This window comes from Streptomyces sp. CB01635 (assembly GCF_002803065.1).
Classification (GTDB): Bacteria; Actinomycetota; Actinomycetes; order Streptomycetales; family Streptomycetaceae; genus Streptomyces.
The window spans coordinates 1-12660 of sequence record NZ_NNBL01000046.1; the positions used below are offsets into that span (position 1 = coordinate 1).

The 12660-nt window shown below is 67.6% G+C and carries 13 protein-coding genes and 2 pseudogenes; 5 read left to right on the forward strand and 10 right to left on the reverse strand.

Annotated elements, in window-relative coordinates:
• Positions 1-204: 204 nt before the first annotated feature.
• Positions 205-786, forward strand: a complete 582-nt coding sequence (locus CG723_RS44310) for a DinB family protein (RefSeq protein WP_100599233.1) — start codon at positions 205-207, stop codon at positions 784-786.
• A 19-nt stretch (positions 787-805) separates the two neighbouring features.
• Here CG723_RS44310 and CG723_RS44315 read toward each other — a convergent pair whose 3' ends face one another.
• From CG723_RS44315 to CG723_RS48495, 5 genes and pseudogenes are all read right to left on the reverse strand, one after another.
• Entirely contained in the window at positions 806-1204 is a 399-nt protein-coding gene (locus CG723_RS44315) for a hypothetical protein (RefSeq protein ID WP_100599234.1), read from the reverse strand.
• Positions 1201-1485: a hypothetical protein gene (locus CG723_RS44320; RefSeq protein ID WP_100599235.1), complete on the reverse strand. Its 285-nt coding sequence runs from the start codon at positions 1483-1485 to the stop codon at positions 1201-1203. Before CG723_RS44320 ends, CG723_RS44315 begins: the two co-directional genes overlap by 4 nt.
• A gap of 222 nt (positions 1486-1707) precedes the next feature.
• Positions 1708-1839: pseudogene (locus CG723_RS48490) on the reverse strand (RNA-guided endonuclease TnpB family protein); the annotation flags it as partial.
• 172 nt (positions 1840-2011) lie between these two features.
• Positions 2012-3664, reverse strand: coding sequence for an MFS transporter (locus tag CG723_RS44330; protein ID WP_100599236.1), 1653 nt, complete (start codon positions 3662-3664; stop codon positions 2012-2014).
• A 210-nt stretch (positions 3665-3874) separates the two neighbouring features.
• Positions 3875-3986, reverse strand: a pseudogene (locus CG723_RS48495) (NYN domain-containing protein); the annotation flags it as partial.
• A gap of 237 nt (positions 3987-4223) precedes the next feature.
• On the opposite strand from CG723_RS48495, the gene CG723_RS44340 reads away from it, so the two are divergent.
• The 3 genes from CG723_RS44340 to CG723_RS44355 all read left to right on the forward strand — a co-directional run bounded on the left by CG723_RS44340 (position 4224) and on the right by CG723_RS44355 (position 6458).
• Positions 4224-4820: a hypothetical protein gene (locus tag CG723_RS44340; RefSeq protein WP_159032705.1), complete on the forward strand. Its 597-nt coding sequence runs from the start codon at positions 4224-4226 to the stop codon at positions 4818-4820.
• Positions 4821-5302: 482 nt separating this feature from the next.
• Positions 5303-5752, forward strand: a complete 450-nt coding sequence (locus CG723_RS44350; protein ID WP_267893777.1) for a helicase associated domain-containing protein — start codon at positions 5303-5305, stop codon at positions 5750-5752.
• Between the two features lie 43 nt (positions 5753-5795).
• Positions 5796-6458: an SMI1/KNR4 family protein gene (locus tag CG723_RS44355; protein WP_100599239.1), complete on the forward strand. Its 663-nt coding sequence runs from the start codon at positions 5796-5798 to the stop codon at positions 6456-6458.
• Positions 6459-6513: 55 nt separating this feature from the next.
• Here CG723_RS44355 and CG723_RS44360 read toward each other — a convergent pair whose 3' ends face one another.
• From CG723_RS44360 to CG723_RS44390, 5 genes are all read right to left on the reverse strand, one after another.
• A complete protein-coding gene (locus tag CG723_RS44360; RefSeq protein WP_100599240.1) occupies positions 6514-8316 on the reverse strand; it encodes a fibronectin type III domain-containing protein in 1803 nt (600 codons plus the stop codon).
• A gap of 457 nt (positions 8317-8773) precedes the next feature.
• Complete coding sequence (locus CG723_RS44365) at positions 8774-9031, reverse strand: hypothetical protein (RefSeq protein WP_100599241.1); 258 nt, start codon at positions 9029-9031, stop codon at positions 8774-8776.
• A gap of 770 nt (positions 9032-9801) precedes the next feature.
• A complete protein-coding gene (locus CG723_RS44380; protein WP_100599269.1) occupies positions 9802-10842 on the reverse strand; it encodes a hypothetical protein in 1041 nt (346 codons plus the stop codon).
• A 116-nt stretch (positions 10843-10958) separates the two neighbouring features.
• Positions 10959-11189 carry a hypothetical protein gene (locus CG723_RS48500; protein ID WP_234374860.1) on the reverse strand — a complete coding sequence of 77 codons (231 nt, stop codon included), beginning with the start codon at positions 11187-11189 and terminating at the stop codon, positions 10959-10961.
• Positions 11190-11457: 268 nt separating this feature from the next.
• A complete protein-coding gene (locus tag CG723_RS44390) occupies positions 11458-11904 on the reverse strand; it encodes a DUF402 domain-containing protein (protein ID WP_100599242.1) in 447 nt (148 codons plus the stop codon).
• Positions 11905-12381: 477 nt separating this feature from the next.
• Between CG723_RS44390 and CG723_RS44395 the strand changes: the two genes are divergently transcribed.
• Positions 12382-12636, forward strand: a complete 255-nt coding sequence (locus CG723_RS44395) for a DUF6332 family protein (protein WP_199842124.1) — start codon at positions 12382-12384, stop codon at positions 12634-12636.
• Positions 12637-12660 lie beyond the last annotated feature (24 nt).

The following is a 12660-nucleotide window of genomic DNA, read 5'->3' on the forward strand; positions in this document are numbered from 1 at the left end:
GTCCCATTGCCCACTACCCATAGAGGGCGCCTACCCCAACTCGCCATGTAGGACACGGTCTTAGAGGTTGTCTCACGTGGCAAGGTTCGCGAGCTTCTCATAGCAGGACAGGGCGGCCATGGCCAGGCCTCGGCTCTGCCAGTCGTTTGCGGACCAGGTACGGGATCTTGAGACCACGAGCAGCCCATGGCAGGCTCATGCCGCATGATCGATGAATTCGCGAAAGACAACCTGCACGGGAGACTGCGGCGGGACCGCAAGGCGCTGCTCTGGAAACTCGACGGCTTGTCCGAATACGACGCCCGCCGACCTTTGACAGCGACCGGGACCAACCTCCTCGGCCTGGTCAAACATGTGGCCACCGTCGAGGCCAGGTACTTCGGCGAAGTTTTCGACCGCCCTTCCCCGGAACCGCTGCCCCGGTGGCAGGACTCCGACGGCAGCGATCTGTGGGCGACCGAGGACGAGACCCGCGATCAGATCATCGGGTTCTACCGACGCACGTGGGAACACTCGGACGCGACGATCAACGAGCTTCCCCTCGACGCCCCCGGCCACGTGCCGTGGTGGCCGGAGCCTTATCCCAACACGAACCTGTTCGCCATCATGGTCCATGTCCTCGGCGAGTCCATCCGGCATGCCGGGCACGCCGACATCCTGCGCGAGGGCCTCGACGGCCGGACCGGGTTGCGCGTCGAATACGAGAAGCAGATCGACGAGGAAGCCCGTGCAGCCTACTGCGCGAAGATCGAGCAGGCCGCCAGGTCGGGAATCGCCCTCCTCTAGGTGGGCGAGGATTTCAAGGTCAGTGGAAGCCGAGCATGCCGGGCGAGTTGATGTCGACAGTGACGACGCCGGGCGGATATCGGTTCTCGTCCTCGGTGAGCAGGATCGACATGCCGGTGAACTCCGCGCGGGGCAGTGCGCAGTACAGGGCGTGGCAGGTGTCAGGGCCGCCGTAGCCGTCGCGGATCATCGTTCCGACGGTGGCGGCGGCCATGGTGTCGAGCGGGTCGACGACGACGGAGGAGAACGCCAGTACGCGGCGGTGCAGGTGTTCCTCGTCGGCTTCGGCCTGCATCAGGCTCAGGGCGGGGATGCGGAGCTGGTCGCCTGCGGTGGTGGCCATGTTGCCGGCGAGCAGGTTCAGCGCCTTGTGCCCGGTTGCGAGGGCCTTGACTGCGCCGGTGTCGAGGATGATCACGCGGCGGTGTCGCGGGTGGTGCGGGCCTTCTCGGCGGCAATCTTGTAGATGTTGCCGAGGACATCGGGGGCCTGGTCGAACTCCTCGTCACTCAGGTCGATCCCGATCTGGCGCCGTACGACCTCGCGGTCCGCGGCCAGCCTCTCGGCGCGCTGCGCCGCGGTCGGCCGCTCAGCTGCGAGCGCCGCTACCAGCTGCCCCAGGCTCAGGCCCCGCTCCTGGGCGAGCTCGGCCAGATGATCACGGACTTCGCGCGGCACCTGAATCGTCGTCGTCGCCATAGGGTAACTATAGACCAGCTACGGCCGGAGCACCTCGGGGCTGGACGCCTCACAACCGGTGCCGCTTCGAGTGAGTGCTTCAAGTCAGTCGTGGAGGTCGCGCTCAGCGGGCAGGACCCGGGCCCTCCTTCAGCAGGAGGGGGAGGATGCCAACGGGCGCCGACAAGCGCGAGGCGATGCAGGGGGCCGCCCCGGGCATCCTCAAGAACGGGGGGCGGCGGCGTGCACCACCGGCACCCCCGCCTTGCGGCCGTTGTACGCGATGAACTCTCCGAGCTGGGCCAAAGCCCAGGAGGAGTGGGTGGCCCGTTGAGGCTTGCGAAGCCGTACCCGCGCGCGGATGCCTGTGAGGTCTTACGGCTGCGCGCCCGCCGGCCGGAAGGCGATCGGTTTCCCGACCGTCCGCTGGTAACGCTGCGAGCCCGGCTTACCGAGATTCCCGGCCTTCAGGTTCACCCTCAACGTAGCGATGTGGGCTCTTACCTTCCTCGGCCCACCGGAGCGTGAGAGACGGGGCGCCGGTCGCTCAGCCCGCAGTGTCGCCCACGGGGGCTGGGCCACCTCCGCTGTCGGGTCGTTGTGTTCCTCTCTTCTCCGTCTGGGAAAGGGGCCTCGCGATGTCTTCCAAGGACCGCTGCTCGGCGTTGACCGCGAGAAACGCCGCGACGAGGCCTGCTGCGCACATCAGGGCCGCCCCGATAGCGAAGGCGAGGGCCGTATCGCCGGGGACGCCCGATGCGGTGAGGTCGGCGAAGATGAGCGGGCCGCTGATCCCGCCGACCGCTGTACCGATCGCGTAGAAGAACGCGATGGCCATGGCCCTCGTCTCCATCGGGAAGACCTCGGAGACCGTCAGATAGGCGCTGCTCGCCCCGGCCGAGGCGAAGAACAGCACGACGCACCAGCACGCGGTGAGGGTGTTGGCCGTGAGCGAGCCCCGGTCGAAGAGCCAGGCCGTGATGAACAGCAGAATGCCGGGCACGATGTACGTGCCGGCGATCATGATGCGCCGCCCGACCGTGTCGAACAGCTTGCCGAGTACAAGCGGGCCGATGAAGTTGCCGGCCGCGATCACCGCGAAGTAGTAGCCGGTGTGGCCACTCTCGACGTCGAAGAACGTGGTGAGAATCGCGCCGAAGCCGAAGGTGATCGCGTTGTAGAGAAAGGCCTGCCCGATGAAGAGAGACAGCCCGAGTACCGCACGCTTCGGATAGCTGCGGAAGACGGTCTTCGCGATGAGCCCGAAACCGATGCTCTTGCGCTCGTGGATCGTGATCTCGCTCGTCGGGGGCGGCAGTTCCTCGTGCTTCTCATCCTCGATCTCCCGCTCCACGGAGTCGACGAGCTTGTCGGCGTCCTCGCGGTGCCCATGGATGAGCTGCCACCGAGGGCTCTCCGCCACGTGCCGCCGTACGAGGAGGATCACCAGGCCCAGGACGACGCCGAGAGCGAAGGTGAGTCGCCAGCCGAGGTCCTTGGGGAAGTAGTCCGTGTTCAGCATGACGATCGACAGCAGCGCCCCGCCGACCGCGCCCAGCCAGTAGCTGCCGTTGATGACGAGGTCGACCCGGCCCCGGTACTTCGAGGGGATCAGCTCGTCGATCGCCGAGTTGATGGCCGCGTACTCGCCGCCGATGCCGAAACCGGTCAGAAAGCGGAAGAGGAAGAACCACCACGCGCTGAAGGACAGACCGGTCATCGCGGTCGCGGCGAGGTAGACCGCGAGCGTCACCATGAACAGTTTCTTGCGGCCGAACCGGTCGGTGAGCCAGCCGAAGAACAGTGCACCCGAGCAGGCACCTGCCACGTACAGAGCCGCGGCAAGACCCGTGACCTGAGCGGACGTGATAGCCAGCCCCGACCCCTCCTCCGACAGCCGGCTCGCGATGTTGCCGACCGTCGTCACTTCGAGGCCGTCCAAAACCCACACGGTGCCCAGGCCGATGACGATCATCCAGTGCCAGCGCGACCACGGCAGTCGGTCCAGCCGGGCCGGTACAGCCGTGGTGATGACGCCGAGCCCGGAGCTCCCCGGCGCGGCGGCCTCGTCGAGCGGATCAGGACGCCGGCCGCGTTCCTTGCCCGGACCCCGGCTGCCATCCGGCGCGATTCCACCGCCTCCACCACACGAGCCCTGCTCCCTGCCCTCGGGATCCTTCGATGCGGCGGGGGTCATCACGGCGGCTACCTCCTCGTCCGGGCGGCCGCACCCCGCGGGCCCCAGAGAATCCAATATCCGCCAGGTGCCCAGACGCCGCCGTCGCACACATGGTGCCGCTCGCCCACACGAGGCGCACACGAGAGCCACGAGCTTGGCGGCGCCCTGGTGGTCGGCGCCTGGCGTCGGCGACGTACAGATATTGATGCCGGGTGCGCCAGCTGGGCAATGGCTGGGTGAGCCAGGCTTCGTCCAGGACGTACCGCTCGTCGGCCTCGGCGATGAGGGCTTCCGACTGGTTGAATGCTCCGTCGGCGGCCTGGACGGCCCACAGGTGGATTGAACGACAGCCCGTCCCGCTGTGATGGCGGTTGAGCGGCCCGGCCGTTGCCCTGTTCAAGTCGGGTACCCGACCTCCCCCTCGCTCCCGCCACCCGGTCTACCGGATCCCGGACCCAGGTCGCAGGAAGAGTCAGCGATCCCGGTGACGGAGGAGCAGAGCCGGGTGAAGGCGGCCATACGTACGTGCCAGCGCAGTGGGTGCAGTTGGCTCTTCGAGCCGGTCTTCTACAGTGGCGGGGTGTCAACGCGCGAGGACCATCTCTGGAACGCGGCTGCTCTGCGCCTGCTCGGCGATGTCTACGTCTTCGTCGCGACGGGTCCGCGAAGCGACGGGGACTGGGCCTCGGACGCCCTTGCGGTGATGCACCGTACGGTCCGTGACCCCCGCGGCTGGACCGCGCTGGACTGGGACCGCGACAACGAGGTCCGGCACATGCAGCCCGCCTACCCGTTCGATCCCCCGGCCGTCTCCGAGTTCGCCCGTCAACTCCATCCCCTCACGCCCGAGAGTGCGGTGGGACTGCTCGCCGTCATGACCGAGGAGTGGCAGTCGGAACATGCCCCCGTACGGTCCCGCCCTGACCGCGAGGCAGTGCTGACCGACGCCCGCACCCTGCTCGCCCGCTACGGACCTCACACCCGCTTCTGGACCAATGCCGAGGCGGCGGCCGCCGACCCGGCGGCGGAATTCGTCACTGCGGGCCTGGCGCATACCCGCAGCCACGGCTTTGCCACCTCGGAGTACTACCGCGGACTCGACATCCTGGACGACGTCGGCCTCGTCGCCGTATCGGACGACGAGGTCGGCCTGTTCTGGTCGTTCGGCGCGTACTAGCCGAGCTCTCGGCGGCGGCCGGAGTCGGGGTGGGCGCCCGAGGGGCCCTCGGCGACTCCCGCCCCGGCCTCGGAGCGCGTAAGCCTTGCCGATCAGGGTGTTCATTCAGGTGATCGCTGCGCCGTGCTTGTCGTGGGGCTGGCGGCGTTGGTGGGGGGCCGGATGCTGGGTGCGGGGCCTTGTGGTGTCGGCGAGGGTTTGGGCCGGCGCTGCGGTGCCGTAGGTGGCACCCCGTCATGCCATGCTGAATGCGGGACCGCGACCCCCGCCCGTCGCTCCTGGCGGAGCGAGCGGCGGGGAGGGGTCGCAGCTCAAGCTCGCAGAGCGCCTGCGTGCCTTGAACCCGGAACTGGATCGCGTGTCCGCCCGCTACGCCGGCCGACGCTCCGCCGCGCGTTGGCGCTTGCGGGGACCCCGGCCGAGCTCTCGGCAGCCACGCCCAGGCCGCCTCCGCGTAGGACACGCTGGGTACGGTCGGGAATGTGCACGACTTGGCGTTCGGCCCAGGCCTCGCCGCAGCCGAGGCCTGGGCCGAAGTGCACGGGCATCTCCTCGCGCCGGTCACCGCCGTGAGCGAGGGCGGCTTCCCGGTCGGGATCTGGTTGAAAAACCAGCGGGCCGCAGCCCGCCAGGCAGCGGCAGCTGCGCTCGCGCACGAACAGGGCGAGCCGGTCCCTCGCGGAGGAGGTCACCCCGCCCCGAAGAGTTACCGACGGCCCGCGCCGCCTCAGTTGGGCCGGCGGCACGGAGTCTTGAGCCCGCACGCCTGCGACGGGCGGACCGCCCTTCCCGGCCTGGGCCCAGCCTCATTTACGCAGCCGGCGCTCGCTCATCGCGTGCAGCAATTCGGGGTGCCGGTAAGAGCCCTGTCACCAGCCGCAAACGGCGCTGATCGATCTCCACAAACCCGGCCCGAAAAGAGGGCAGCTTAATGTGAGGGCACCGCGTGATGCGGGCGAGGCGAAGGAGAACCCGATGAGCACGAGCGAACAGGCCCAAGCCGAAGCTGCATGGGGACGGATCGAAGTGTGGCTTGAGGACAATGCCCCCGCATCGGCTGCACTGCTGCGCCCACCCGCGAGTGACGCGAACATCGCTGCCGTAGAGGAGACGATCGGGGTAACGTTTCCCCCCGAGTTGCGGGCGTGGTACAGGCTGCACGACGGCACAGATGACCCTGAAAGCGGGAAGAGCTGGTGGCCCGCCGGGTTTTTGCCGGGGAATCAGGGCTGGTATCCGCTGAAGACCCTGCAAGACGTCTATACCGTGCAGACCCGCGACCAGGAGCGTGAACCGGGTCGTATTCCGGTCTCCTGTGTTGTGGGCGACATGTGGCACGGCCTCTACATCGATGCCCGCCAGGATGAACCGTCTTACGGCAATCTCGGCCGGTGGGTGGCAGACCGTGAACCAGAACTCATCCCGGAGTCCACTGTTGGATGGCCGCTCCATGCGTGGCTGGCCGGGATCGCCGATGCCCTTGAGCAGGGCCGCTGCCTCATCGAGCCGGGAGGGCGGCATGATGAGGACACCTGGCCGGCGCTGACCGTCTGCGGGGGGCTGATATGGGTAGCCCCTGACGAGGAGCCCCATTCCCCGCAAGGGCGGGTCCTTCTCGGAGGTGGGCCCCTCCCGTAGGACGCACGAAGCGGCCCGGCAAGAGCGGTTCTCTTGCCGGGCCGCTTCGTGCGTCCTACGGCTTGGGGACGGTACAGGTCACTGTTGCCTTGCTGGCGTCGCAGTGCCCGAACTCGGGGAAGTCCACCCAGTAGGGATCTTTGTCCAGAAGCCGGTACTTGCCGGAAAACCCTGAGCTGAACGCGCCGCCCATCGCGGTGGAGTTGATCCACCCGGACATGGCCGAACGGCCGCAGACCTCACTCCAGGTGGGGCCCGCCAGACGCTCGTCGTCGTACAGGTGCCACTCCCCCTGGGTGGCGCGGGTGGCGTAGGTCTGCACGCACTTGTCACCCGAGGTGACCGGGTTCATGCCGCCGACGATTCCGCCGGGCATACCGCCAGAGTTGTAGCTGGAGGCGTAGGCGAACTCGTCGCACGACATCTTGTCGCTGGAGCTGATCTCCGGAACGGTCGTGGTACGCGGGTTTCCGTACTTGCCTGCCCAGCTCGTTCCATCGCTGTTCTTCGGGCAGATGACGTCCCGGTTCTTGTTCGGATCACGGCCGGGCGCGTTCTTGTCCGCCGCCGGCAAGAAGAACATGGGCTTGTTGGCGGCCTTGCTTCCGGGATGGTTGGGCAGCTTGGACTGGGTCAACCACGCGTGCGCTACAGCCGGGGGCGTCTTCTTGAAGTTCATCACCCAGGTGGGGATGTACTTGTAGAACGCGCATCCCGGCGTGGTGGAGGAGATGGTGTCGCAGCGGATCTGCGCGCCGTCGGCCTGCCAGCGGGTCGCGGCCGGGTTCGCGACCGGCGAGTAGGCGGTGATCTTCGTGGACAGGTCGAGGAGGTCGGTGTTGTCCGTCGGGGTCCAGGTGTGGTCGATCTTTCCGATCGCGGTGTGGGAGAACGGGTCTGCGCCGGTCCACTCCAGGGCGCCATCCCAGGACTGCGGGCCGTTGGAGCAGTCGTCGGCCATGAGGCAGTCGAACTCGACGTCCAGCGTCACGGAGACGAACTTCGGGTCGACTTCCACCGGCACGAGGATGAGCTGCTGCGTGAATGTCCCGGACGTTCCGGAAAGTTTCACTTCCTGGCCGACGGCCCATGAGGCGTTCAGGACCTCCCCGGTAGGCTTGCCGTCCTTCACGACGATGCCTTGGTATTCGTACGTGAAACCGGAGATGCACGCCTCATACCGCTTGATGTGCGAGTCGGCGTAGGTTTCACACCAGTCGACCAGATGAGGCAAGCCTGAACTCGCCTGCTTGATCAGGGACTGGCGTGCGTTCTTGCTGACGCCGGGCACGATCCGTGAGCACGGCTGGATATCGGTCTTCGAGTTGACCTTGCCGCAGTTCCAGCCGGACGCGGCGCGCAGACCAGTGGGCGGCACAGTCGGGGGTACCACAGCCATGGCCGGCTGGGCGATCTTCTGCGGCTCCTGGAAATCGTCCTCGTTCAGCACCAGGGCGTTCTTGTCAGGCTCGGGCAACTTGATGTCGACTGCACGGCCACGGGTCTTGAACTTCGCCCACGGGGACCACTCCGTCTCGTACAGGCTGCCGTCGTAGGCCGAGGTACGGAAGGCGTAGGTGGTACCCGGCTTCAGGTTCCCGTCCGGGACGGTGACCTTGGCCGTGCCGCCGGAGTTGACATAGCCCGAGACGAGGACACCGTACGGCTCGTCCTTGATCATGACTTGCTTGTCGGGGTTGCCGAAGGCATCCGTCGTATAGACCGCGAAGGTCAGGTCGGCTTTGTCGCCGTCCGGGTCAGTGACGGTGTTACTCAGGACAGCCATGGTGCGGTCGACCTGCCACACCCCGCCCGCCTGCGTGAACGTCGGCCCTGCCGACGGGGACTTACCCGACACCGGCCGCCCCCCTGCCGCGGCCAGACTCTTCACCTCCGGGCCATGCACCTGCGGCGGCGCGCCTAACGGGTCAGGCTCCTTCGGCGATCCGGCCGCGGAAGCCGTTCCTGCTCCGGCCAGAACAGCAAGGACGGCGCCGGCTGCCATGCAGCGCAGCGCCGTCCCTATGCGTGTGCGTCTCAACGATCCCCCTCAAAGGGTACGGGTGTTCGAATGCAATCGCATCATGTTCAACTCCCGTACAACAGAGGCAAGATGGCCATCCTGCACACGCCGCACTCGTGCGATCGCACAATGAGTACGGGCCGGGCCGACCTGGGGATGTCAACTCGGATCACCGCCGTTTGCGGCTGGTGGCAGGGTTCTTCCCGCACCCCGATTTCAGCAGGGCGTGGCAGTGCGCGCGCTGCTGAGCGCTTCGAGCACGATCCGTACCCGCTCAAGGAAACGCGACCATTCATGCGGCAGCGAACGGGTAAGAGCCCGTAGCCACACGGGCTTGTGGAGCGCCGCCCGGGAAGCAATCGAGGAAGGCGTCCGAGGCCCGCACGAAGGTCGCCGCGTAGCGGCGTGCTCTGGCGAGGCGCGTGTCCCTGCCGTGAGTGATGGCCGCCAGGGTGTTCACGCAGTCGAGGAGCGCGTCGGGGCCCGTCTGCGCCGCCGTCACGATGGCCTCGGGGGCTCGCAGTTGAAGGGCGGCGAAGGCGAGACGCACCGGCTCCAGGTTCGTAGACAGGCCGATTTCAGTCGCGTCGCTCCATCGCTCCTCGTCGACCGCGGTACGAGCGGCGCAGCCTTCGGCCGGCTTCGCCGGGCCCCAAGTCGTGCACGACAAACGCCTGCGGGACGCGGGGTCTATCGAGGGTTTCGTTGGGCTTCTGACCTGCACTCAGAAGGCGCTGGCGTCGCACCTGGCCAGGGATGGGTGCAGGAACGTTGGCCGTTGCGTCCCTCCGCCTCCTGACTGAGCGGCGAGCTTCGCCGACTGCCCCGCTGCTGGGGCTGCGCTGTCAGTCAGCTGCCGGCCAGCCCAAAAACCGCTGGGTCAGATGCAGTTGGGTACGTGTACGGTCTCGATGAGTCCGAACGTCGCCCGACTGGTCCCTCTGCTGGGGCGCCGTACGCGTTCCATGCAGACATCCTGCGAGATCAAGCGGCCCAAGGTGTCCCGCCCTGGGCAAGGCTGTGGGCTGAAGGCCACGGTGACACCTGGCGAACCGACGCCGAATACATCGAGCAACGCGAAGACCAGTGGGTGCACGCCCTGCTCGCCGACTGAGCTTGTTCTTCACGGTCTGACCTGGTCACGCTCGGCGATGGTGCCGGGGCGTCTGGTCGCCTTGCCCACGTCGTTTGCCCTGCCACCGCAGACTCCCCCAATGAAATGACTTCGAAGCACCGGTGCCAGCTGATGTCGCGGTCCGGTCCCTCGATGTAACCGTCGGGGGAAACCGACATACCCAGAATGATGTCTCGCATCTCAACTCACTCATTTCTCGCAGTGATCAGCGCTGTACGGGTTCGGGGTCCGTGGTGCACACTCTCGCGGCCGCGCACCACGGCCGCCGCCCCCACCAGAAGAACGATCGCGCCCATGCCGAGGACGACATTGCCGAGCAGAGACGTCGCGTACGGGACGCCCATGTCGCGCGCGTGCCCGAACCCCACCCACACGTAGGTGAGCAGCGAGCCGCCTGCAAGGGCGAGGCGGTGCCGCGCGCCCCAGCCCCGGCCGCGCGACCAGTACGCGCACAGTGCCACGACCGCGGCGACGAGGACGCACCAGGCGCCGACCGTGCCCCAGGCCGGCACCCCGTCCGGCAGGAACTCGCGGCCCCAGTAGAGGCTGGACGCGGCGAACGCCGTGGCGCCCACCACCCACGACGTCGGAGCGGTGCGCCCGGTCGCAGAGGCCGAGTGGGGGCGCAATGCGAACGCCGCCGCCACCAGCGCGCCGATGACGACCGCCGCGCCGCCGAACTGGGCCGGTGACGCCATGAAGCGCTCGGACTCGGCCTGGGCGAAGGCCAGAAACAGCGACCCGGCGGCGAACACGACGCCCGTGACCCCGAGTCCGGCCGGGCCGAGCCAGGGACGCGTACGGTCGCGGCTGAACGTCTCGACGATCGCGATCGGCACGCAGATGCTCCAGACCGTGTGCATCGACAGCACGTCCTGGACCATTTCCACGCTGACGCCGAGCACCGGGACATGGGTTCCGGCGTAGGCGAGCCCCATGTCGAAGCCGCCGTAGTGCGGGTTCCACAGCATCTGGTCGATCGGGCCCTCCTCGAGCAAGGCGTACGCCGCGCCGAACAGGATCATCGTCGGCCAGCCGCGCCCCGCGCGTCGGGTCGCCTCGCGGATCAGCAGGGCCCCGCCGCCGTACATCGGGGCCAGGAGGACGAGTGAGGGAAGCGCGGTAACCGGCTGGTTGCCGAGGAGGAACTCGCCCACCAGTGGGGCGAGCAGGAACAGGGCGGCCGCGAGAAGGAGGCGATGGCGTGGTCCGAGTTCGTGGGGCATGACGTCGACGCTAGAGACGCCGGGCGGCGCGGGCATCGGCCGAAAGTCCACGCCTGCCGGCCACCTGGCCAGAGTCGGACCAGCCGGACGGCCGGACGGACGGGGGCCGGCGGATGTCAGCGGGCGCCCGCGTCATGGACGAGGAGGGCGAGCTGGATGTGGCTGTCGAGGCCGGGCTTGGCCAGGGCGCTGGAGAGATGCGCCTTGACCGTGCCGACGGAGAGGCGGAGCCGGGCGCCGATCTCGCCCGAACGAGCTGTTGTCGAGGGCCAGGGCGGATACGGCGAGCAGCCCACCACTACGAGGCAGCATGGCCAGGACGCCTGGCCCGCTTCACCGCCGCCCACGGGAGCTCCCCCTCGTCTGGGTCTCCCGGCCGGCCAAAGTGCCGGATGTCCCAGGCCAGCGTCCGCTCCTCCAGCCTCCACAGTTCGGACGCCAGGTCCGATAGCTCGGCTGTTTCAGCTGACGCGTACTGGACCTGCCCACGACACGGCCACCACCCCGAAGTGCTGGCAGCCCAACAGCGCGAGCGCACCCAAACCCGCAGCGAGAAGAAGCATCCGCTGGAGCGGACGACCGCTCGCCACGCCCCTGACCACGACCAAGGACAGCTCAACTGACCTGGGCAAGCCACACACGGAAGCGCGCGTTGAAGGGCTCAACGCTTTCGCGGAGTGCGGCTGACAGCGACTCGGCCGCACTCCGTGCGTGGCTGATGACGTGTGACGGATAACCGTAGGCCTCCTGATGGCTGGCGAACTCATCCTCATCCACGATGGAGACGGATCGGTCTCCGCGCGTCCGACAGACGTCCAGATCCAGGTCGACCATGGTCACTTCACCCGGGTGTGGCCACTCAGACGGCGTGGTGTCGTCGCAGTACACATCCAGCCGGGCGGGTGCCTCCTGGAACAGAGCGGTCCACCAGCCATCACGGGGAAAGAGCGTGACTCGTCGCTCTTGAGTGGCGTACACCTCGCATTCCTCCCCCTTGCCGTAGATCGTCCCGATCGGCGAACCGAGCCAAACTCCGTACTCGTCCTCACCCAGCCACACCATGGTGTGGTGCCAGTGCAGACTGCCGTCGACTTACGGACAACGACCCGAACCTCTCCTCCGCCCATGGGTGGGAGGCTACGATCTCCAAACTGGCCCGGTGAACCTTCCCAGTCAGAACACCAGCGGCCCGGTGTGGCCATTGCCTCCGGGAGCCCTGGGGCGCGTTCGGGCATGCGGCTGGGGTGGGCGAGTCGGCTGGTCGCCGCATAGGCGACCGTGCACTCTCACTCAGACACCGGCGGCGCGGCCTCCTCAGACCCTGCACCGGGGCGAACAACCCCACGATCCCTGCGTCTTCGGCGATCTGCCGGAGCGTTCGAGGGCGTGCCTGCCCGTGTCACGGCATGCAGGCCCGTGACGGCTTGCTGCCCGCGGCCGGCTTAGAAGTCATCTCAATTGGTGGGTGCACCTCCGCACGTGAGAGTCAGGCTGTCCGGTCCAAGCGCCATGGCTTGACCGTGATGTGAGACTTGCAGCATGGACATGGGGCGAGAGTCGCGGTGGGAAAAGGACGCAATGACGGTGGAGATCGTTTTCGCCCTGGTGACTGCCGTCGCGCTGGCTGCGGCGGTCTTCACCGTCGCTCTGACTCTCGCACTAGCCTTTGGCATCTCTGGTTCAGCGAAGAAGAGCGTGTTGGTGGGGGGTGCACTGCTCGGAGCGACAGCCGGAATGTGGCGTCTGGTACGGGTGCTGCTTCGGTTCGACGAGCAGCGCCGAATGGGCCGCTGACTGCAGGCTTCTCCTTGATGTCGG